This window comes from Streptomyces sp. NPDC002790, from assembly GCF_040295505.1.
GTDB lineage: Bacteria > Actinomycetota > Actinomycetes > Streptomycetales > Streptomycetaceae > Streptomyces.
Genome location: NZ_JBEOVM010000050.1, coordinates 1 through 21194, shown reverse-complemented (window position 1 = coordinate 21194; position 21194 = coordinate 1). Strand labels below are relative to the sequence as shown.

Annotated in this window: 16 protein-coding genes; 8 read left to right on the top strand and 8 right to left on the bottom strand. The window is 71.3% G+C overall.

Annotated elements, in window-relative coordinates; genetic code table 11:
- Nucleotides 1–23 precede the first annotated feature (23 nt).
- Nucleotides 24–1058 carry an esterase-like activity of phytase family protein gene (locus tag ABT004_RS21880; protein ID WP_351339397.1) on the bottom strand — a complete coding sequence of 345 codons (1035 nt, stop codon included), beginning with the start codon at nt 1056–1058 and terminating at the stop codon, nt 24–26.
- Between the two features lie 167 nt (nt 1059–1225).
- On the opposite strand from ABT004_RS21880, the gene ABT004_RS21875 reads away from it, so the two are divergent.
- The gene (locus ABT004_RS21875; RefSeq protein WP_451191504.1) at nt 1226–3469 is read left to right on the top strand and encodes an ArnT family glycosyltransferase; all 2244 of its coding nucleotides are present in this window, start codon (nt 1226–1228) and stop codon (nt 3467–3469) included.
- A gap of 152 nt (nt 3470–3621) precedes the next feature.
- Nucleotides 3622–4425, top strand: coding sequence for an endonuclease I family protein (locus ABT004_RS21870; RefSeq protein ID WP_351339392.1), 804 nt, complete (start codon nt 3622–3624; stop codon nt 4423–4425).
- A gap of 15 nt (nt 4426–4440) precedes the next feature.
- Here ABT004_RS21870 and ABT004_RS21865 read toward each other — a convergent pair whose 3' ends face one another.
- The 3 genes from ABT004_RS21865 to ABT004_RS21855 all read right to left on the bottom strand — a co-directional run bounded on the left by ABT004_RS21865 (nt 4441) and on the right by ABT004_RS21855 (nt 8807).
- A complete protein-coding gene (locus ABT004_RS21865) occupies nt 4441–6114 on the bottom strand; it encodes a thiamine pyrophosphate-binding protein (RefSeq protein ID WP_351339390.1) in 1674 nt (557 codons plus the stop codon).
- A 176-nt stretch (nt 6115–6290) separates the two neighbouring features.
- Nucleotides 6291–7283 (bottom strand): agmatinase, encoded by a 993-nt coding sequence (gene speB / locus ABT004_RS21860; RefSeq protein WP_351339434.1) that lies wholly within the window; start codon nt 7281–7283, stop codon nt 6291–6293.
- 48 nt (nt 7284–7331) lie between these two features.
- Nucleotides 7332–8807, bottom strand: a complete 1476-nt coding sequence (locus ABT004_RS21855; RefSeq protein ID WP_351339387.1) for a sodium:solute symporter family protein — start codon at nt 8805–8807, stop codon at nt 7332–7334.
- Between the two features lie 221 nt (nt 8808–9028).
- Between ABT004_RS21855 and ABT004_RS21850 the strand changes: the two genes are divergently transcribed.
- The gene (locus ABT004_RS21850; protein ID WP_351339385.1) at nt 9029–10444 is read left to right on the top strand and encodes a PucR family transcriptional regulator ligand-binding domain-containing protein; all 1416 of its coding nucleotides are present in this window, start codon (nt 9029–9031) and stop codon (nt 10442–10444) included.
- A 63-nt stretch (nt 10445–10507) separates the two neighbouring features.
- Nucleotides 10508–11308: a phosphatase gene (locus ABT004_RS21845; protein ID WP_351339382.1), complete on the top strand. Its 801-nt coding sequence runs from the start codon at nt 10508–10510 to the stop codon at nt 11306–11308.
- Nucleotides 11309–11475: 167 nt separating this feature from the next.
- On the opposite strand, the gene ABT004_RS21840 is transcribed toward ABT004_RS21845, so the two are convergent.
- From ABT004_RS21840 to ABT004_RS21825, 4 genes are all read right to left on the bottom strand, one after another.
- Complete coding sequence (locus ABT004_RS21840; RefSeq protein WP_351339380.1) at nt 11476–12462, bottom strand: cation diffusion facilitator family transporter; 987 nt, start codon at nt 12460–12462, stop codon at nt 11476–11478.
- Nucleotides 12463–12482: 20 nt separating this feature from the next.
- Nucleotides 12483–13355 (bottom strand): acyl-CoA thioesterase, encoded by an 873-nt coding sequence (locus tag ABT004_RS21835; RefSeq protein ID WP_351339377.1) that lies wholly within the window; start codon nt 13353–13355, stop codon nt 12483–12485.
- A 35-nt stretch (nt 13356–13390) separates the two neighbouring features.
- The gene (locus tag ABT004_RS21830; protein WP_351339374.1) at nt 13391–14548 is read right to left on the bottom strand and encodes an acyl-CoA dehydrogenase family protein; all 1158 of its coding nucleotides are present in this window, start codon (nt 14546–14548) and stop codon (nt 13391–13393) included.
- Between the two features lie 129 nt (nt 14549–14677).
- Nucleotides 14678–15271 carry an SACE_7040 family transcriptional regulator gene (locus ABT004_RS21825; RefSeq protein WP_351339371.1) on the bottom strand — a complete coding sequence of 198 codons (594 nt, stop codon included), beginning with the start codon at nt 15269–15271 and terminating at the stop codon, nt 14678–14680.
- Between the two features lie 85 nt (nt 15272–15356).
- Between ABT004_RS21825 and ABT004_RS21820 the strand changes: the two genes are divergently transcribed.
- Genes ABT004_RS21820 through ABT004_RS21805 form a run of 4 tightly spaced genes read left to right on the top strand, consistent with a single transcriptional unit; the run spans nt 15357 to nt 21055 of the window.
- Nucleotides 15357–16979, top strand: coding sequence for a carboxyl transferase domain-containing protein (locus ABT004_RS21820; protein WP_351339368.1), 1623 nt, complete (start codon nt 15357–15359; stop codon nt 16977–16979).
- Between the two features lie 14 nt (nt 16980–16993).
- A complete protein-coding gene (locus tag ABT004_RS21815; protein WP_351339366.1) occupies nt 16994–18910 on the top strand; it encodes an acetyl/propionyl/methylcrotonyl-CoA carboxylase subunit alpha in 1917 nt (638 codons plus the stop codon).
- Nucleotides 18907–19887: a hydroxymethylglutaryl-CoA lyase gene (locus ABT004_RS21810; protein WP_351339363.1), complete on the top strand. Its 981-nt coding sequence runs from the start codon at nt 18907–18909 to the stop codon at nt 19885–19887. Before ABT004_RS21815 ends, ABT004_RS21810 begins: the two co-directional genes overlap by 4 nt.
- A gap of 7 nt (nt 19888–19894) precedes the next feature.
- Nucleotides 19895–21055: an acyl-CoA dehydrogenase family protein gene (locus ABT004_RS21805; RefSeq protein ID WP_351339360.1), complete on the top strand. Its 1161-nt coding sequence runs from the start codon at nt 19895–19897 to the stop codon at nt 21053–21055.
- Nucleotides 21056–21194: the final 139 nt, after the last annotated feature.

Sequence of the window (21194 nt, the reverse complement as noted above, 5' to 3'; positions counted from 1 at the left end):
GCCAACGCGACCGGGAGCGGATTTCATCCCGCCGCAACAATCCGCGGCGCGATCCGCAGCGAGTAGAACCGGGTGATCTGGTTCGCGCTCTGGTTGTCGTCGCTGGCGAGGAGCAGGCGGAGGGCGCCGTGCGGCCCGCGGCCCGTCACGGTCATCGCCTCGATGTTGTCGAGCAGCGGGTTGGTCTGGGGCTGGTGGGAGGGCGCGCCGAGGGACGGGCAGTCCGCCAGGTCGGCAAGGAGCCTCTTGTGGGCGAGGCGGGTGTCGTCGCCGATGGTGTCGAGGTCCGAGGTGTCGGTGGCGCCGCGGAGATCGGCTTCGTACAGCCGGATCGTGTTGCCGACGCCGCTGGTGAAGCCGCGTTCCAGGACGAGGAGGCGGCCGTCGGGGGCGGCGGTGACCTCGGAGATGCCGAGGTTCGCGTCGGCGCGGTAGCCGTACTGGGCGGCGGGGGTGAAGTGGCCTGTGGGCGTGCGCCGCCAGGTCTGGAGCCGGTTGACGGTGTCGCCGGTGAGCGGGGACTCCATGGAGGCGAGGAGGGTGCGGCCGCCGGGCAGCAGGGTCAGTCCCTCGAACGTGGCGTTGGCGCGGGCCCGGCTCAGCAGCGCGGCCGGGACGGGCAGCCGGTCGAGGATGTGGGCGCCCGAGCGGTCGTAGCGGCGGATCGAGGGCTCGGTCTCGGACGTGACGAGGTACGTGCCGTCACGGTCGACGGCCAGGCCCTCGGAGTCGAGCGCGGCGCCCTTCTCGTCGGCGAGCGGCGCGACGGAGCGGGGCGCGAGCGTCCGCCCGTCCAGGGTGAACAGGGACGAGCGGTCGGAGAGCGCGGCGATCCTTCCGCCCCGGTCGGTGGCGAGCGCGGAGATGTTGCCGACGAAGGTGCCGTCGTACGTCGTCTTGTCGAGGGCGTCGGAGTAGCCGGTGACCGTCACGGACGGGGCGCAATTCCCCGTCGGGGCGGGCGAGTCGGCGTGTGCCGGGGCCGGGAGAGCCGTCAGGGAGGCGGCGGCGGAGAGGGCGACGGTGGCGAGTACGGAGCGTGCTGATCTGCGCGACATGGGGGCACGGTATGGCGTGGGCGGCGACGGCCGGGCGGACTTTCCGTGAACGATGCGGGCATCGGTGCGGGCGTCCCTCGCTGAACGACGAGGTGCTCGGTGACATGCACAGGTGACGCCCAGCCTCATCACAGCCCGCCCCCACCGTGGCCGTGCACCGTGCACTGGTGACCTCCATGACCGATACGCATTCCGACGCACCCGCACCCCCGCCACCGGTGGATCCGCCGGCCGAGCGCCGCACGCCGCGCTGGTCGCTGCCTGCGCTGCTCGCGATCCTCGTGGTCGCCGGGGTGCTGTACTCCTGGAACCTCTCGTCGAACAGCCTCAACAGCTTCTACAGCGCCGCGATCTACAGCGGCACGCAGAGCTGGAAGGCCTGGTTCTTCGGATCCATCGACGCCGGCAACTTCATGACCGTGGACAAGCCGCCGTTCGCCACGATGGTGATGAGCCTGTCCAGCCGGATCTTCGGCTTCGGCACCTGGCAGATGATGCTGCCGCAGGTCGCGGCCGGGCTCGGCTCGATCTGGGTCCTGCACTCCTCCGTGAAGCGGGTGTGGGGCCACGTGGCGGCGACCGTCGCCGCCCTGGTCCTCGCCCTCACCCCGATCACCGTCGCCATCAACCGGGACAACAACCCGGACACCATCCTGGTGCTCCTGATGGTCAGTGGCGCGGCCCTCGCGCTGCGCGCCACCCGCAACGGCAAGCTGCTCCCGCTGCTCGGCTCGGCGGTCTGCTTCGGGCTCGCGTTCAACACCAAGATGCTCCAGGGCTACATCGCGCTGCCGGTCGTCTTCGCCGTGTACCTGTACGCGTCGCAGCTGGGCTGGGCGAAGAAGGCCCGGAACCTGGTGCTCGCGGCGCTCGTCCTCGCGGTCTCCAGCTTCTGGTGGGCGACGGCCGTCTCCCTGATCCCCGCGTCCGAGCGCCCGTACATCGGCGGCTCGACGGACGGCACCGCCTGGGACCTGATCATGGGCTACAACGGCTTCGGCCGGATCCTCGGCGGCGAGGGCAACGGCGGGGGCGGTGGCGGAGGCGGCGGCTTCTCCGGCACAGCGGGCCTTGGCCGGCTCTTCAACGACACGCTCGGCGGCCAGATCTCCTGGCTGATCCCCTTCGCGGCGATCGCGCTGGTCGGCGGCCTGGTGCTGCGCGGCCGCGCCCCGCGCACCGACCTCACCCGCGCGGCTCTCGTGCTGTGGGGCGGCTGGCTGCTCCTGCACTACGTCACCTTCGCCACGGCCGAAGGCACCATGCACCCGTACTACACGACCGCGGTAGCCCCCGGCATCGCGGCGCTGTGCGGCGGTGGCGGCGTGATGCTGTGGCGCGCCTTCCGCGACGACAAGCGGTGGGCGTGGGTGCTGCCGGTCGCGCTCGCGGTGACCGGGATCTGGTCGGCGGTGCTGCTGCGCCGTGCGTCCGGCTGGAACGGCTGGCTGTGGCCGGTGATCGCGCTCGTCATGGCGCTCGCGATCGCGGGTCTGCTCGTCTTCCGTACGTCGACGGGGAGGCGGCTGCGGCTGCTCGCGGTGGCCGTGGCGGCGGCGGTCGTCGCGTCGGTGGCGGGCCCCGCGGCGTACGCCTTCTCGGTGCCGTTCGGGTCCGGAGCGGGCGGCGGCATGGGCGGGTCCAACCCGACGGCCGGGCCTTCGACGGGCGGCGGCATGGGCGGTCCCGGTGGGGGCGGTGGCGGCGGCCGGGGCGGGTTCCCCGGGGGCGGCGAGATGCCCAGCGGCGGCAAGCAAGGCAGCGGTTCGGGCCAGGGCAACGGCGAGATGCCGGGCGGCGGTTCGGGCCAGGGCCGCGGCGAGATGCCGGGCGGCGGCACGCCCCCGCGCGGCAGCGGCGACAGCGGCGGCCCCGGCGGCGGTCAGATGCCCGGCGGTGGCAAGTCCGGCAGCGGCTCGCAGAAGAGCGACGGCACGTCCAGCGGCAAGGGCGGTTCCTCCGGTACCAAGGGCGGCATGCCCGGCGGCGGTGGTGGCGGCATGGGCGGCAATGTCGACAGCTCCATGATCAAGTACCTGGAGAAGCACCAGGACGGCGCCAAGTGGCTGCTCGCGGTGTCCAATTCGCAGTCCGCCGCGTCGGTCATCCTGAGCACCAAGAAGCCCGTCATCTCCATGTGGGGCTTCACGGGCTCCGACGGCGGCATGACCGTCGCCAAGCTCAAGAAGCTGGTCAAGAGCGGTCAGCTGCACTACATCCAGGTCAGCGGAAGCGGCATGGGCGGCGGTGGCATGGGCGGCGGCAACGAAGCCAGCACCGCGGTCAACGCCTGGGTGAAGAAGCACGGCACGGCGGTGAAGTCGAGCGAGTACAGCAAGAGCTCGTCCGACTCCTCCAAGTCCTCCGACTCCCAGTCGCTGTACCGCCTGGACCCGTCCGACGTGAACTGACCCCGCAACTCCACCCACAGCAAGGGCCCCTGACAACCAGTCAGGGGCCCTTGTCGTCACACGATCGACGCTTCGCATTCACCCAATCCATACGTGTTCATGTCACGCTCCGTTCCACCAATCAACCCGCGTAGAACGGACGGACACCCCACATGCCCGGAATCCACATACGCACCGTCGCCCTCACCACCGCGGCCGTACTCGCCGCTTTCGCCCTCCCCGCGGCGACAGCGACGGCGACCCCACCCGCTGCCTCCACCTCCACCGCGTACGACGACACGTACTACCAGGACGCGGAAGGCAAGACCGGCACCGAGCTCAAGAGCGCGCTGCACACGATCATCAGCGACCAGACGAAGCTCTCCTACGACGCCGTCTGGGACGCCCTGAAGACCACCGACCAGGACCCGGCCAACAGCTCCAACGTGATCCTGCTGTACAGCGGCACCTCCCGCGCGAAGTCCGCCAACGGCGGCGACAGCGGCGACTGGAACCGCGAGCACGTCTGGGCCAAGTCGCACGGCGACTTCGGCACCGCGACGGGCCCCGGCACGGATCTGCACCACCTCCGCCCGGAGGACGTCACGGTCAACTCGATCCGCGGCAACAAGGACTTCGACGACGGCGGCAGCGCAGTCGACAACGGCGGCGGCAGCCTCACCGACGACGACTCGTTCGAGCCGCGCGACGCCGTCAAGGGCGACGTGGCGCGCATGATCCTCTACATGGCGGTCCGTTACGAAGGCGACGACTCCTTCGCCGACCTCGAACCCAACGACTCCGTGGACAACGGCAGCGCACCCAACATCGGCAAACTGTCCGTCCTGAAGACCTGGAGCGACGAGGACCCGCCGGACGCCTTCGAGCAGAACCGCAACGAGGTCATCTACGACTCGTACCAGCACAACCGCAACCCGTTCATCGACCACCCGGAGTGGGTCGGGTCGATCTGGTAGGCGCGGTCGTCCGCGTCAGCCCAGATGCGTAGGCGCGAACATCCGCAGCACCGCCGGGAGCACCACCACGCGCGGCCCCGGCGCCGCGAACGCCTCCGCCAGGTCGGCGCCGAGTGTCTCCGGGGTGGTGCGCACCCCGGGGACGCCGAAGGACTCGGCGAGGGCCACGAAGTCGGGGCGGGTCAGTTCCGTCGCGGTGGGCTCGCCGAAGGCGTCCGTCATGTATTCGCGGAGGATGCCGTAGCCGCCGTCGTCGACGATGAGCCAGGTGACGTCGAGGTCGTGCTGGCGGGCCGTGGCGAGTTCCGCGATGGAGTACAGCGCGCCGCCGTCTCCCGACACCGCGAGGACCGGTGTCGTCGGGTCGGCCACCGCCGCGCCGAGCGCCGCCGGGAACCCGTAGCCGAGGCCGCCCGCGCCCTGCGCCGAGTGCATGGCTCCCGGCCACGCGGACCACGCCCAGTACGCGAGGATCGTCATGTCCCAGAAGGACGGGGACGCGGCCGGGAGCGCCTCGCGGACGGACGCCAACACCTGTTGTTCCAGGGTGAGTTCCTGCGCGTCGATACGTTCCCGTACGGCCGCGAGGACCTTGGCCACCCGCTGCGGAGCAGAGTCGTCCGGGCGCTCCGCCACCGTCTCGACCAGCGCCTGGAGCGCGAGCCTGGCATCCGCGTGGATGCCGAGGGCCGGGTGGTTGGACTCCAGCTTTCCGGGGTCGGCCTCGATCTGGATGACGCGGCCGCGGGGCTTGAACGTGTGGTAGTTCGAGGAGAGTTCACCTAGGCCCGAGCCGACGACCAGCAGGACGTCCGCGTCCTCCAGGAAGTCCGTCGTGTGCCGGTCCTCCATCCAGGACTGGAGGGAGAGGGCGTGCTCCCAGGGGAAGGCGCCCTTGCCGCCGAAGGTGGAGACGACGGGGGCGTTGACGCGTTCGGCGAGCGCGCGGAGCTTGCCGGTCGCGTCGGCGCGGACGACGCCGCCGCCCGCGATGATCGCCGGGCGTTCGGCGCGCGCGAGCAGGTCGGCGGCCACGGCGGTGAGTTCGGGCCGCGGGACGAGTTCGCGCGGGGTGGCGTCCACCGCCGTGACGACCGGAAGCGTCGTCTCCGCGAGGAGCACGTCCTGCGGGATCTCCACCCACACCGGGCCGTGCGGGGCGCTCAGCGCCGATTCCCAGGCCGCGGCGATCGCCGACGGGATCTGGGACTGCGTACGCACGGTGTGGACGGACTTGACCACGTCGCGGAACGAGGCCTGCTGGTAACGGAGTTCGTGCAGGTAGCCGTGGCGACCGCCGCCGAGGCCCGCGACCGGGATCTGGCTGCCGATGGCGAGCACGGGGGCCGAGGCGGCCGCCGCCTCCTGGAGCGCGGCGAGCGACATCAGCGAACCGGGCCCGGTGGAGAGGAGCAGCGGCGCCACCTCTCCCGTGACCCGGCCGTACGCGTCCGCCGCGAACCCGGCGTTGTTCTCGACGCGCAGCCCCACGTACCTGAGCGACGACCGGCGCAGCGCGTCGAACATGCCGAGCGCGTGCTGCCCCGGCAGCCCGAAGACGGTCGCCGCGCCGAGACCGTGCAGGGTCTCGACGACGAGGTCACCGCCGTTGCGCCCGGCGGGCGGGTTGAGCGCCGCCGCGATCTGCTCGGGGGTGGGCGTCAGCTCAAGGTCGTGGTCGTGCGTCATGTGTCCAGTGTCTCCGCGGTCCGTGCCGGTATGGTCCGGGTCCTCTGCGTCAGCGACGACTCAAGACCGGCCGGCCTGCTTGTCCGGCTGGGGGTCCGGGGGTTATCCCCCGGGGGAATGCAGCAGGTCGTGGTCGTGCGTCACTTGGTGCCCGTCTCCTTCTGAGCGCGTATGTCTTACGCGCGTGCTTCCGCGATCTGGCGGGACATGATCGTCGTCAGCTCGTACGCGGTGTGCGAGGCGGCGACGGACGTGATCTCCGCGTGGTCGTACGCGGGCGCCACCTCGACGACGTCCGCGGATACCAGGTTGCACGAAGAAAGGCCGCGGAGGATCTCCAGGAGCTCGCGGGAGGTCATGCCGCCCGCCTCCGGCGTACCCGTGCCGGGCGCGTGGGCCGGGTCGAGGCAGTCGATGTCGATGGAGATGTACAGCGGGCGGTCGCCGATGCGCTGGCGGAGCTGGTCGGCGACCTCGTCGGCGCCGCGCCGGTAGACGTCGGCGGAAGTGACGATGCCGAAGCCGAGCTTCTCGTCCTCCGTGAGGTCGGAGCGGCCGTAGAGCGGGCCGCGCGTGCCGACGTGGCTGAGGGCGGAGGTGTCGAGGATGCCCTCTTCCACAGCGCGGCGGAACGGCGTGCCGTGCGTGTACTCGGCGCCGAAGTACGTGTCCCACGTGTCGAGGTGCGCGTCGAAGTGGAGCAGGGCGACCGGGCCGTGCTTCTTCGCGACCGAGCGGAGCAGCGGCAGCGCGATGGTGTGGTCGCCGCCCAGGGTCATCATCCGCGCGCCCGACCCCAGAAGATCATCGGCGGCGGCCTCGATCGTGTCGACGGCCTCGTTGATGTTGAACGGGTTGGCGGCGATGTCACCGGCGTCCGCGACCTGCGCGAGCGCGAACGGGGACGCGTCCTGCGCCGGGTTGTAGGGGCGCAGGAGGCGGGAGGCCTCGCGGATCGCGTTGCCGCCGAAGCGGGCGCCGGGCCGGTAGGAGACTCCGGTGTCGAAGGGGACGCCGACGACCGCCACGTCGGCGGCGTCCACCTCGTCGAGCCGGGGCAGGCGGGCGAACGTCGCCGGGCCCGCGTAGCGCGGGACGCGGGAGGAGTCGACCGGTCCGACGGCTCCGGCGGGGCCGTTGGGTACGCGGGGCGTCTCGTTGCTGTTCATTGCGCGCATGCCTTCTTTCCTACGAGTGCGTACAGGGTTCGTACGGGATTACTGCGCCGCGGCGGCGGGAGCCGGCTCGGGCTCCTCGGCGCCGCGTCCGGCAAGCCGCTCGCGCCAGTTGGCGAGGACGGCGGCGTCGGTGGGCCGAGTGGCCAGGGACCCGATCACGTAGACGACGAGCGACGCGACCAGGCCGTAGTACACGGGCTCGTTGGCGAGGATGCCGTAGCGCCACATCCCGCCGATGACGGTGAGGCCGCCGACGGTGACGGAGGCGAGGGCGCCGCTGACGTTGCCGCGCTTCCAGAGCAGTCCGCCGAGGATGGGCACGAGCAGCCCGCCGACGAGCAGGTTGTAGGCGACGGTCAGCGCCTCGACGACGTTGTTGAGGAGGATCGAGATGACGATCGCGACGATGCCGAGGCCGAGGATGAACATCCGGTTGCCCTTGACCTCGTCGTGTTCGTCCGCCCCGGACGATTCGGCCTTGACGCCGCGCAACCGCTTCCAGATGTCGTTGTTGGCGACGGTGGCGCAGGCGATGAGCGCTCCGGAGGACGTCGACATGACGGCGGCGAGCGCGGCGGCGAGGACGAGTCCGCGGACACCGACGGGCAGTTCGTCCTTGACGATCCGGGCGAACGCCTCGTCGGCGGTCCCGAGACCGGTCGGGTAGAGAACCTTGGCGGCGGTGCCGATCACCGCGCCGGCGATCGCGTAGACCAGGCAGTAGGCGCCGGAGAAGGTGCCGCCCCAGCGGGCCACCTTGTCGCCCCGGGCGGTGAAGACGCGCTGCCAGATGTCCTGACCGATGAGCATGCCGAACGTGTAGATCAGCACGTACGTGAAGATCGTCTCGCCTCCGATGCCCAGCGGGTCGAAGTACTCGGTGGGCAACTGCGCCTTCATCTCGCTGAAGCCGCCGGCCTTGACGATCGCAACCGGCAGCAGGATCAGCAGCACACCGATCGTCTTCACGACGAACTGCACCATGTCGGTGATCGTGATCGACCACATGCCGCCGAGCGTCGAGTAGGCGACGACGATGGTGCCGCCGACGACGATGGCGAGGGTGCGCGGCACGTCGAAGAGGACGTCGAAGATCGTCGCGTACGCGATGGTGGACGTGACGACGAGCATCAGCGTGTACGCCCACATCACGATGCCGGAGATCATCCCGGCGCGGCCGCCGCCGTAGCGCAGGTCGAGCATCTCGGAGACCGTGTAGACCTTCAGGCGGGCGATGCGCGCCGAGAAGAAGAGCGACAGGGCGAGGATGCCGAGGCCGATGGTGAACACCATCCAGGCGCCCGACAGGCCGTACTGGTAGCCGAGGCCGACGCCACCGATGGTGGAGGCGCCACCGAGCACGACAGCGGCCATGGTCCCGGAGTACATGGCGGGACCGAGGCGCCGCCCTGCGACCAGGAAGTCGCTCTTGGACTTGGCGCGGCGCATGCCCCACCAGCCCATCGCGAGCATTCCGGCCAGGTATACGACGATCACTACGTAGTCGACGGCCATGGGGCGTCCTCCTTTGGTCCACCTCGGTGGCGTGTCGTGCAGGGGGTGTCCGGCTGCGGAGCCCTGTCGGACCGTTTGGGTCCGTCGGGGCTCCTGGGGTGTCGGGGACATCCGCCCGTACCCGCACCCACCGGTCGGAAGAAATCTAGGTGGCCGAAAAGCGGTGCTGAAGTGTACGTTCCGTTCATCGATCTGGATTTGAGCAGAGGAATCGTCCACCCATGACCGTGACCGCGCCGCCCACGCAGGGCGTTCCGCTCGCCGCGGTGCTCGCCCGCGCCGACCTGGGCCTTCGCCAGATCGCGGGGCCCCCGGCCGCGGACGTCCTGGTGCACGGCGCGCACACCTCCGAGCTGACGGACCCGGAGCCGTACCTGCTGGGCGGCGAGCTGCTGCTGACGGCGGGCGTGCACGCGCCGGCGGCGCCCGACGACGGCTACTTCGAGGAGTACGCGGAGCGGCTCGCGCGGGGCGGCGCGGTGGCGCTCGGCTTCGGTGTGACGCCGGTCTTCGACACGGTTCCGCCGGAGCTGGTCACGGCCTGCGAGCGGCGCGGGATCCCGCTCCTGGAGGTCCCGCCACGGACCACGTTCAGCGGGATCGCGCGCGCCGTGTGGGAGCTGATGGCGCAGGCCAGGAACGCGGAACTGCGGCGGGTCACGGAGGCCCAGCAGGCGCTGGCCTCGGCGGCGGCCCGGCCCGACCCGCTCCCCTCCGTGCTGCGCCAACTCGCCCAGCGCACCGGCGGGTTCGCGGTGGTCGTCACCCCGGAGGGCGATGAGCCGCACCACGCGGGGAAGCGCCCCGCGCGCGCCGCGAGCGAGGCCCTCGCCGAGCTGACGGCGGTGGTCCGCCCGCACGCCACGCGCCTCTTCCCCACCCCGTCGTCGGCGGCGGACACGGTGGGCGGCACGCACCTGTCGGCGTACGCGCTTCAGCCGGGCGGCGCGCTCGGTCTCGCGACGCAGGCCCGCTCGCCGGGCGACCACACGATCGCGGGAGCGGCGGTGGTCCTGCTCTCACTCCTCACCGGCGAACACCGCTCGACGGGTGCTACGCGCCGCGCGGCGGCCCTGGTCGACCTCCTCCTCGGCGCGGACCGCGCGCAGGCGGCGACGGACCTGCTGGGCGCGGACACCACTTGGCGGGTGATCCACGCCCACCCCCTCGCGTCCCGCCCGGCCCCGGACCTGGCGACGCCGCTGACCTCCACGTCCTCCGGGGGTGATCCGCTCACCCGTGCCCTGGTCCCGGCCGACCAGGACGTCACGGCGCACACGGGCCACGTGCTCGGGGTCAGCGCCCCGGCCCTCGCCCGTGACCTGCCGCTCGCCGACGCCCAGGCGGCCCACGCCCTCACCCGCGCACGGGCCACCCGCAGCCCGCTGGCCCACCACCGCCCGGACGACGCCCCCGCGCCGACGCTGGCCGCGCTGTCGGACAAGCCGGCGCTCCTGGAAACCCTGCGCACCTGGCTCTCCCTGCACGGCAGTTGGGAGAGCACGGCCCTCGCCCTGACCATCCACCGCAACACGGTCCGCCAGCGCATCGCCCGATGCGCGACGCTCCTGGAATCCGACCTCGACGACCCGGACACCCGCATGGAACTCTGGTTCGCGCTCCGCGGGGCGAGGTGACGGTCCCGTTCCACTCCCCGGAACCGATCAACGGCCCGCCGCGGCCCCCGGCACAATGGGCGTATGCCGATACCCGGACTGCCCAGCGATACTCCGACCCGTGCCGCCCTCGTCGACCACCTCGTCCGCACCCGGATCGCGGGCGACGTGGCCACCCCACGCGAGAACAACCTTTCGCACTACCGAAGGCTCGCGAACGGCGACCGCCACTATTGGCTGGGCCTGGAACTCGGTGACCGCTGGACCGATGAGCAGGACGTGCTCGCCGTCATGGCCGAACGCTGCGGAGTCGTCCCCGACGCGGGGCACCGCTCCGGCCAGGACACCATCGACCCGGAACTGACGGTCGACGCGCTGGACCGCATGGCGACGCGCCTGCGCAAGGCGGCGGAGGATCGCCAGCGCGTGCTGTTCGCCACGGGGCACCCGGGCGGGCTCCTCGACGTCCACCGTGCGACGGCGACGGCGTTGCGCGCGGCGGGCTGCGAGATCGTGGTCATCCCCGAGGGCCTCGCCACGGACGAGGGCATGGTCTTCCAGTTCGCGGACGTGGCGATGCTGGAGCGCGGTGCGACGCTGTGGCACACGCACTCCCCGGACCCCATGGCCGCGATCCTCGACGGTCTCGCCCGTGACGGCCGCCCGCTGCCCGACCTGGTCGTCGCCGACCACGGCTGGGCGGGCTGCGCGGCCCAGCGGGGTCTGGACTCCATCGGCTACGCGGACTGCAACGACCCGGCCCTCTTCGTCGCCGAATCCGAGGGCACGATGCAGGTCACGATCCCCTTGGACGACCACGTCACAAGCCCGAGGCACTACGACCCGATGACGGCGTACCTCTTGGACACGGCGGGCCTGAGCTAAGCCCCTGCGCAATTTAAGCCCCTCCGGCGATTGAGGAGCGGGGTATGGGGCAGAGCCCCAATCTTTTGAGCGCGGCGCCGTGGTCGACGCCTCGGGGCTCCGCCCCGGACCCCGCTGCTCAATCGCCGCAGGGGCTTAAAAGGCTCGACCGCCGCAGGGGAAGGAACTCACCACGGGTTGAGCCCCTCCGTGCGGCGCGCCGCGAACCCCGGGGTCGGGTCCAAGAAGACTCGCCGCACCGCAGGAAACCGCTCCCGAATCCTCCGCGCCGCGTCTTCACACGCCCACTCGATCTGCGCCGCGGTGGACGCATCCCGAAAGTCGACCTTCGCCGCGACAAGCGCCTCCCGCGGCCCCTGCACCAGCGTCGTCAGCTCAAGCACGGCCTCGACGTGCTCGACCCCGAGCACGATCTGCCGGATCTCGTCCCGGAAGGGCTTCGGCAACGGCCGCCCCACCAACAGCTCCGCGTTGGACCGCCCGAGCACCCACGCGACCCCCAGCAGCAGCACGCCGATGCACAGGGACGCCACCCCGTCCCACACCCCAGAGCCGGTGAGCTGGCCGCCGAGCAGCCCGCCGGCCGCGAACACCAGACCGGCCAGCGCCGCACTGTCCTCCAGGACGACCGCCTTCACCGCCGTGTCGGGCGTGTGCCGCAGATACGTACCGAAGGGCACCCGAACCCGGGCCGCCTCGCCCCGCGCCTGCTTCACTGCGGTCCGCAGCGAGAACCCCTCCAGTACGAAGGCGACACCCAGCACCACGTACGACACGAGCGGATCGCCCAGCTCCTCGCCCGCGACGAGCGTGTGGATCCCGTCGTACAGGGAGAAGACGGCGCCGCCGACGAACGTGGCGACGGCCGCGAGCAGCGACCACACGTACCGCTCGCCGCCGTAGCCGAGCGGATGCTCCTCGTCGGCGGGCTTGTCGCTGCGCTTCAGGGAGGTGAGCAGCAGCAGTTCCGTGACAGTGTCGGCGAAGGAGTGCGCGGCCTCGGAGAGCATCGCGCTGGAGCCGCTGATGACGCCGGCGACGGCCTTCGCGAGGGCGATGCCCAGGTTGGCCGCCGCGGCGACGAGCACCGTGAAGACGCTCTCCCCGCCCGCTTCTTCCGTTCCGCTCGCGCCATCGTCCGCCCGTACATCCATGTACGGGACGTTATGTCCGATCAACGCGGAACGCGAACGACACCCTCCTGGATGACGGTGATCGCGAGCCGCCCGTCCTGCGTGTAGATCCGGGCCTGCCCGAGCCCGCGCCCGCCGGACGTGGACGGCGACTCCTGGTCGTACAGCAGCCATTCGTCGGCCCGGAACGGCCGGTGGAACCACATCGCGTGGTCCAGGGACGCGCCCACGACGTCGCCGACGGCCCAGCCGCCCCGCCCGTGGGCGAGCAGCACGGAGTCGAGGAGCGTCATGTCGGAGACGTACGTCGCGAGGCACACGTGCAGCAGCGGGTCGTCCGCGAGCTTGTCCCGCGCGCGGAACCAGACCTGGGAGCGCGGGGGCTGCGGATCGCCGACGAAGGCGAACGGCGGCGCGTCCACGTACCGCAGGTCGACGGCCTCCCGGGCCTCGAGGAGGCGCTGTACGACGTCGGGTTTCAGGACTCCGTCGACGTAGCGCGGGAGCATCTCCTCCGCGGTCGGCAACGACTCCGGGTCGGGCGCGGGCGGCATGTCCGCCTGGTGCTCGAGACCTTCCTCGTACGTCTGGAAGGACGCGGAGAGGTGGAAGATCGGCTGCCCGTGCTGGACGGCGACGACGCGGCGCGTGGTGAAGGAGCGGCCGTCGCGGATCCGGTCGACGGTGTAGACGATGGGCGCGCCGGGGTCGCCCGCGACGAGGAAGTAGGCGTGGAGCGAGTGGGCGTGCCGGTCGGCGGGAACGGTGCGACCGGCCGCGACCAGCGCCTGGGCCGCCACCTGCCCGCCGAATACGCGGGGGACGACGGAGGACCGGGACTGGCCGCGGAAGATGTCCTCCTCGATCTGCTCGAGGTCGAGCAGATCGAGGAGGGATTCGAGTGCGTGGTGCATGAGGTCAGTTGTACCGAGGAGACATTCTCGCCGGGTTACAGGCCCATGTTCTTCGCGATGATCGACTTCATGATCTCGCTGGTGCCGCCGTAGATGCGGTTCACGCGGTTGTCCGCGTACAGGCGGGCGATCGGGTACTCGTTCATGAACCCGTAGCCACCGTGCAGCTGGAGGCAGCGGTCGATGACGCGGTGCGCAACCTCGGTGCAGAACAGCTTCGCGGAGGCGGCCTCGGCAGCGCTCAGCTCACCGGCGTCGAGCGCTTCGAGGGCGCGGTCGGCGACGGCCTCGGCGGCGTCCACCTCGGCCTGGCAGGCGGCCAGTTCGAACTTGGTGTTCTGGAACGACGCCACGGTCTTGCCGAAGACGGTGCGGTCCTGGACGTACTCCTTGGCGAACCGCACGGCGGCCTTGGCCTGCGCGTACGCGCCGTAGGCGATGCCCCAGCGCTCGGAGGGGAGGTTCTTGCCGAGGTAGTAGAAGCCCTTGTTCTCCTCGCCGAGGAGGTCCTCGACGGGGACCTTCACGTCGACGAACGCCAGCTCGGCGGTGTCGGAGGTGCGCAGGCCGAGCTTGTCCAGCTTGCGGCCGATCGAGTAGCCCTCGGACTTGGTGTCGACGGCGAACAGGGAGATGCCGTGGCGGCGGTCCTCGGCGGTCGCCGCGTCGGTGCGGGCACAGACGATGACGCGGTCGGCGTGCACGCCACCGGTGATGAAGGTCTTCGAGCCGTTGAGCACGTAGTGCGTGCCGTCGTCGGAGAGCTTGGCCGTGGTCTTCATGCCGGCCAGGTCGGAGCCGGTGCCCGGCTCGGTCATCGCGAGGGCCCACATCTCCTCGGCGGTGACGAACTTCTCCAGGTAGCGCTTCTTCTGCTCGTCGGTGGCGAGCATCTTGATGTACGGCAGGGCGAGCAGGACGTGCACGCCGGAGCCGCCGAACGAGACGCCCGCGCGGGCGCACTCCTCGTTCTGGATGGCCTCGAACTTGTGGGTGTCCAGGCCCGCGCCGCCGAACTCCTCGGGCACGTTGATGCCGAACAGACCCAGGTCGGCCAGCTTGGAGTAGAGCTCGCGCGGCACGATGCCCTGCTGGAACCACTCGTCGTAATGGGGGACGACCTCGGCCTCGATGAAGGCGCGCAGGGTCTCCCGGAACGCCTCGTGGTCCTCATCAAAAACGGTACGGCGCACGGAGAACTCTCCCTCTACGACGAGTGTGCGGACGGCAACCAAGCGACTAAGCGCTTGCTCAGGGGCAGGTTACCCGCGAGTTGCAAGGAGCGTCCAGAGATACAGGTCACTCCGCGGCAGCCGTCGGCCTCACTCTGCGACAGTCGCCGCGAACGCGCCACGCGCCAGCTTGTGCAGCATCCGCGCGGTGACCGTCCGGCCGGGCAGCGAGCTCGGGCGGCTCAGGTGCGGGGTCGAGTTCAGCAGCCCGAACACCGCGTGCACGGCTACGCGCGCGTGCGCCTCCACCAGCTCGGGGTAGACCTTCCGCACCGCCTCCACCCACAACTCCACGTACTGGCGCTGCAACTGCCGCACCAGCTTGCGGTCGCTGTCGCGCAGCCGGTCGAGCTCCCGGTCGTGCAGCGTGATCAGGTCGCGGTCGTCCAGCGCGAAGTCGATGTGCCCCTCGATGAGCGAGTCGAGCAGCGCCTCGGGCCCGTGCTCGGCCTCGGCGACCCGCCGCTTGCCACCGGTGAGCAGCTGCCCGCTGATTCCGACGAGCAGCTCGGCGAGCATCGCGTCCTTGCCGGCGAAGTGCCGGTACAGGCCGGGGCCGCTGATGCCGACCGCCGCCCCTATCTCGTCCACGCCCACGCCGTGGAAGCCGCGGTCGGCGAAGAGCCGCGCGGCCTCGCTGAGGATCTGCTCGCGGCGGGTGGGGGCGTCGGTTCTCGTGGCCATGAAGCAATTCTAGACAGGGACGTTAGCGAGCGTTAACCTGATGGAAATCGGTTAACGCTCATTAACAAGCATGAGGGGCCGCCAGATGCAGGAAGCACCGGAGCTGACGAGTGCGGCGGAGCCCGCGTCGGAGGCCTGGCGGGCCAACGAAGCGGCGCACCGGGCACTCGGCGAGGAGCTGCGCGCCAAGCTCGCCGCGGCCCGGCTCGGCGGCGGCGAGAAGGCGCGGGCCCGGCACACGGCGCGCGGCAAGCTGCTGCCGCGCGACCGGGTGGACGCGCTGCTCGACCCGGGCTCCCCGTTCCTGGAGCTGGCCCCGCTGGCGGCGGACGGAATGTACGAGGGGCAGGCGCCGGCCGCGGGTGTGATCGCCGGGATCGGCCGGGTCAGTGGCCGCGAGTGCGTGATCGTCGCCAATGACGCGACGGTCAAGGGCGGCACGTACTACCCGATGACGGTGAAGAAGCACCTGCGCGCGCAGGAGGTGGCCCTGGAGAACCGGCTGCCGTGCGTCTACCTGGTGGACTCCGGCGGCGCGTTCCTGCCGATGCAGGACGACGTGTTCCCGGACCGCGAGCACTTCGGGCGGATCTTCTACAACCAGGCGCGGATGTCCGGCGCGGGCATCCCGCAGGTCGCGGCGGTCCTCGGCTCGTGCACGGCGGGCGGGGCATACGTCCCGGCGATGAGCGACGAGGCGGTGATCGTCCGCAACCAGGGCACGATCTTCCTGGGCGGCCCGCCGCTGGTGAAGGCGGCCACGGGCGAGGTGGTGACGGCCGAGGAGCTGGGCGGCGGCGAGGTCCACTCGCGGGTGTCGGGCGTGACGGACCACCTGGCGGAGGACGACGCGCACGCGCTGCGGATCGTCCGCACCATCGTCTCCACGCTGCCGGAGCGCGGCCCGCTGCCGTGGTCGGTGAAGGCCGCGATCGAGCCGAAAGTGGACCCGGCGGGGCTCTACGGGGCGGTGCCGGTCGACTCCCGGACTCCGTACGACGTACGCGAGGTCATCGCGCGCGTGGTGGACGGCTCCGCATTCGCCGAGTTCAAGGCCGAGTACGGGCAGACGCTGATCACCGGGTTCGCGCGGATCCACGGGCACCCGGTCGGCATCGTCGCGAACAACGGGATCCTGTTCGCCGAATCCGCCCAGAAGGGCGCCCACTTCATCGAGCTGTGCGATCAGCGCGGCATCCCACTGCTGTTCCTGCAGAACATCTCGGGCTTCATGGTCGGCAAGGACTACGAGGCGGGCGGGATCGCCAAGCACGGCGCCAAGATGGTCACGGCGGTGGCCTGTACGCGCGTGCCGAAGCTGACGGTGGTGATCGGCGGCTCGTACGGCGCGGGCAACTACTCGATGTGCGGCCGGGCGTACTCCCCCCGCTTCCTGTGGATGTGGCCCGGCGCGAAGATCTCCGTGATGGGCGGCGAGCAGGCCGCATCGGTGCTCGCGACCGTGAAGCGCGACCAGTTGGAGGCGCGCGGCGAGCAGTGGCCCGCCGAGGACGAGGACGCGTTCAAGGCCCCGATCCGCGCCCAGTACGAGTCGCAGGGGAACGCCTACTACGCGACGGCCCGGCTGTGGGACGACGGCGTGATCGACCCGATGGAGACCCGCCAGGTCCTCGGCCTGGCCCTGACCGCTTGTGCCAACGCGCCGCTGCCGGAGAAGTCCGCCGGCTTCGGTGTCTTCCGGATGTGAGGGGCGGACCAGACGTGTTCGAGACGGTACTTGTGGCCAACCGGGGCGAGATCGCGGTGCGCGTCATCCGTACGCTGCGGGCGCTCGGCATCCGCTCGGTGGCGGTGTACAGCGACGCCGACGCGGACGCGCGGCATGTGCGCGAGGCGGACGAGGCGGTGCGGATCGGCCCTCCGGCGGCCACCGAGAGCTACTTGGTGGCGGAACGGCTGATCGAGGCCGCGGCGGCGACCGGGGCGCAGGCAGTGCACCCGGGCTACGGATTCCTTGCGGAGAACGCGGCGTTCGCGCGGGCCTGCGAGGAGGCGGGGCTCGTCTTCATCGGCCCGTCCGCCGAGGCGATCGCGCTGATGGGCGACAAGATCCGCGCCAAGGAGACGGTGAGCGCGGCCGGAGTTCCGGTGGTGCCCGGCGGCCGCGACCCGGAACTGGCCGAAGCGGCCCGCAAATTGGGCGCGCCCGTCCTCCTCAAGCCGAGCGCGGGCGGCGGCGGCAAGGGCATGCGGCTCGTCCGCGATCTGACGACCCTGGAGGAGGAGATCGCGGCCGCCCGGCGCGAGGCCCGCACCTCCTTCGGGGACGACACGCTTCTCGTGGAGCGCTGGATCGACCGGCCACGCCACATCGAGATCCAGGTCCTGGCGGACGGCCACGGGAACGTGGTGCACCTCGGAGAGCGCGAGTGCTCCCTCCAGCGCCGCCACCAGAAGATCGTCGAGGAGGCGCCCTCCGTGCTCCTCGACGAGGCCACGCGCGCGGCGATGGGCGCCGCGGCGGTGGAGGCAGCGCGCTCCTGCGGCTACCGGGGCGCGGGCACGGTGGAGTTCATCGTGCCGGGCGACGACCCAGCTTCGTACTGCTTCATGGAGATGAACACGCGCCTCCAGGTCGAGCACCCGGTGACCGAGCTCGTCACAGGCGTCGACCTGGTGGAGTGGCAGGTACGGTCGGCGGCGGGCGAGCAACTCCCTTTCACGCAGGACGACATCACGCTCACCGGGCATGCGGTGGAGGCCCGCCTGTGCGCGGAGGACCCCGCGCGGGGCTTCCTCCCCTCCGGCGGCACGGTGCTGGCGCTGCGCGAACCCGAGGGCGAAGGCGTCCGGGTCGACTCCGGCCTCACCGAAGGCACCGAGGTCTCCAGCCTCTACGACCCGATGCTCGCGAAGATCATCGCGTACGGCCCCGACCGGGACACGGCGCTGCGCAGGCTGCGGGCCGCGCTCGCCCGCACGGTGACGCTCGGCGTGCCGACGAACGCCGGTTACCTGCGGCGCCTGCTCGCCCATCCGGACGTCGTGGCGGGCCATTTGGACACGGGGTTGGTGGAGCGTGCGACGGACGAGCTGGTCGACGCGGAGGTCCCGGCGGGGATCTACGCGGCGGCGGGCGCTCTGCGCCAGGAGCGGCTGGCCCCGGCCGTCAAGGAGGGCTGGACGGACCCGTTCGACCGGCCCACCGGCTGGCGGCTCGGCGGCGAACCGGCGTGGACCGTGCACCCCTTGCGGGTCCCGGGCCACGACCCGGTCGAGGTCCGGGTGCGCGGAGCGGAGGTTCTGGTCGACGGCGCGCCGACCACGCCCGCCCGCCTCACCGCGACCGCGGGCGGCTGGCTGGCGCGCGACGGCGACGCCTGGCACGTGCAGGACCACGACCCGGTGGCGGCGAACCTGACCGGGGCGGGGGCCGGCGGTGCGGGCTCCCTGACGGCGCCGATGCCCGGCACGGTGACCGTGGTGAAGGTGGCGGTGGGCGACCAAGTGACGGCAGGGCAGAGCCTGTTGGTGGTGGAGGCGATGAAGATGGAACACGTGATCACGTCCCCGCACGCGGGCACGGTGAGCGAGCTGGACGTATCGCCCGGGACGACGGTGGCGATGGACCAGGTACTGGCGGTCGTCGACCCGGCGGACACGGAGGCCGCGCGATGACCCCGACCCCCACGCCCCCGCTCCCCATGGTCGTCCCCGTCCAGGGCCTCCCGGCCCGCGTCCGGATCCACGAGGTGGGGGCGCGCGACGGGCTGCAGAACGAGAAGAAGGCCGTGCCCACGGAGGTGAAGGCGGAGTTCATCCACCGCCTGGCACAGGCCGGCCTCACCACCATCGAGGCCACGAGCTTCGTGCACCCCAAGTGGGTGCCCCAACTCGCGGACGCGGAAGCCCTGTTCCCACAGCTTCAGGAGCTCGGGGCCGACGGCGTCCACCTCCCCGTCCTCGTACCGAACGCGCGCGGCCTCGACCGGGCCCTGGCCCTCGGCGCGCACCGTGTCGCCGTGTTCGCCAGCGCCACCGAGTCCTTCGCCAAGGCGAACCTGAACCGGACCGTGGCGGAGTCCCTGGCGATGTTCGAGCCAGTGGTGACGCAGGCCAAGGGGCACCGGGCGCACGTCCGCGGCTACCTCTCCATGTGCTTCGGCGACCCGTGGGAGGGCCCGGTCCCCGTCCACCAAGTCGTTTCCGTCGCCAAGTCCCTGATGGACATGGGCTGCGACGAGCTGAGCCTCGGCGACACCATCGGCGTGGCCACCCCCGGACACGTACAGGCGCTCCTGTCGGAGCTGAACGAGGAGGGCGTGCCGACGAACGCGATCGGCGTGCACTTCCACGACACGTACGGCCAGGCGCTCGCCAACACCCTGGCGGCGCTGCAGCACGGCGTGACGACGGTGGACGCCTCAGCGGGCGGTCTCGGCGGCTGCCCGTACGCGAAGAGCGCCACCGGCAACCTCGCCACGGAAGACCTCGTCTGGATGCTGCGCGGACTCGGCATCGAGACCGGGGTCGACCTCGGCCGTCTCACCGACACCAGCAGGTGGATGGCCGGACACCTGGGCCGACCCAGCCCGTCCCGCACCGTTCGCGCTCTCGCACCCGAGGCCGACGCCGATGCCGACCAGGAGCAGTGAGGCAGCCATGGATCACCACCTCTCCCCCGAGCACGAGGAACTCCGCCGCACCGTCGAGGAGTTCGCGCACGAGGTCGTCGCCCCGAAGATCGGCGATCTCTACGAGCGGCACGAGTTCCCGTACGAGATCGTCCGAGAGATGGGCCGCATGGGCCTGTTCGGGCTGCCGTTCCCCGAGGAGTACGGCGGCATGGGCGGCGACTACCTGGCGCTCGGCATCGCCCTGGAGGAGCTGGCGCGCGTCGACTCCTCGGTGGCGATCACCCTGGAGGCCGGGGTCTCGCTCGGCGCGATGCCGATCCACCTCTTCGGTACGGAGGAGCAGAAGCGGGAGTGGCTGCCGAAGCTGTGCGCGGGCGAGGTCCTCGGCGCGTTCGGGCTCACGGAACCCGAGGCGGGCTCGGACGCGGGCGGCACCCGCACCACGGCCGTGCGGGACGAGGAGACCGGTGACTGGATCATCAACGGCACGAAGTGCTTCATCACCAACTCGGGCACGGACATCACGGGCCTGGTGACGGTGACGGCGGTGACCGACCGTACGGCGGACGGACGCCCGGCGATCTCATCGATCATCGTGCCGTCCGGGACGCCCGGCTTCACGGTGGCGGCGCCCTACTCGAAGGTGGGGTGGAACGCGTCGGACACCCGTGAGCTGCACTTCGACGACGTACGGGTACCGGCCGCGAACCTGCTCGGCGCGGAGGGCCGGGGCTTCGCCCAGTTCCTGCGGATCCTCGACGAGGGGCGGGTCGCGATCTCGGCGCTGGCCACGGGGCTCGCGCAGGGCTGCGTCGACGAGTCGGTGAAGTACGCCAAGGAGCGCCGGGCCTTCGGGCGCACGATCGGCGGCTACCAGGCGATCCAGTTCAAGATCGCCGACATGGAGATGAAGGCGCACACGTCCCGTCTGGCCTGGCGGGACGCGGCGTCCCGGCTGGTCTGCGGGGAGCCGTTCAAGAAGGAGGCGGCGCTCGCGAAGCTGTACTCGTCGACGGTGGCGGTGGACAACGCGCGGGAGGCGACGCAGATTCACGGTGGGTACGGCTTCATGAACGAGTACCCGGTCGCCCGGATGTGGCGGGACTCCAAGATCTTGGAGATCGGGGAGGGCACGAGTGAGGTACAGCGGATGCTCATCGCGCGGGAACTCGGCCTGACCAGCTAGCGCCGGTGCGGCCATTCAAGCCCCTGCGGCGATTGAGCAGCGGGGTCCGGGGCGGATCCCCGAGTCCGGAGGACGGCCCCCGTGCTCAAAAGATTGGGGCTCTGCCCCATACCCCGCTGCTCAATCGCCGCAGGGGCTT

Excerpts from the sequence above, each read along its gene's own strand:
- ABT004_RS21810 (WP_351339363.1), top strand. The coding sequence starts at position 18,907 with ATGACCCCGACCCCCACGCCCCCGCTCCCCATGGTCGTCCCCGTCCAG.
- ABT004_RS21840 (WP_351339380.1), bottom strand. The coding sequence starts at position 12,462 with ATGGATGTACGGGCGGACGATGGCGCGAGCGGAACGGAAGAAGCGGGC.
- ABT004_RS21865 (WP_351339390.1), bottom strand. The coding sequence starts at position 6,114 with ATGACGCACGACCACGACCTTGAGCTGACGCCCACCCCCGAGCAGATC.
- ABT004_RS21880 (WP_351339397.1), bottom strand. The coding sequence starts at position 1,058 with ATGTCGCGCAGATCAGCACGCTCCGTACTCGCCACCGTCGCCCTCTCC.
- ABT004_RS21855 (WP_351339387.1), bottom strand. The coding sequence starts at position 8,807 with ATGGCCGTCGACTACGTAGTGATCGTCGTATACCTGGCCGGAATGCTC.
- speB (WP_351339434.1), bottom strand. The coding sequence starts at position 7,283 with ATGAACAGCAACGAGACGCCCCGCGTACCCAACGGCCCCGCCGGAGCC.
- ABT004_RS21835 (WP_351339377.1), bottom strand. The coding sequence starts at position 13,355 with ATGCACCACGCACTCGAATCCCTCCTCGATCTGCTCGACCTCGAGCAG.
- ABT004_RS21805 (WP_351339360.1), top strand. The coding sequence starts at position 19,895 with ATGGATCACCACCTCTCCCCCGAGCACGAGGAACTCCGCCGCACCGTC.
- ABT004_RS21850 (WP_351339385.1), top strand. The coding sequence starts at position 9,029 with ATGACCGTGACCGCGCCGCCCACGCAGGGCGTTCCGCTCGCCGCGGTG.
- ABT004_RS21825 (WP_351339371.1), bottom strand. The coding sequence starts at position 15,271 with ATGGCCACGAGAACCGACGCCCCCACCCGCCGCGAGCAGATCCTCAGC.
- ABT004_RS21845 (WP_351339382.1), top strand. The coding sequence starts at position 10,508 with ATGCCGATACCCGGACTGCCCAGCGATACTCCGACCCGTGCCGCCCTC.
- ABT004_RS21870 (WP_351339392.1), top strand. The coding sequence starts at position 3,622 with ATGCCCGGAATCCACATACGCACCGTCGCCCTCACCACCGCGGCCGTA.
- ABT004_RS21820 (WP_351339368.1), top strand. The coding sequence starts at position 15,357 with ATGCAGGAAGCACCGGAGCTGACGAGTGCGGCGGAGCCCGCGTCGGAG.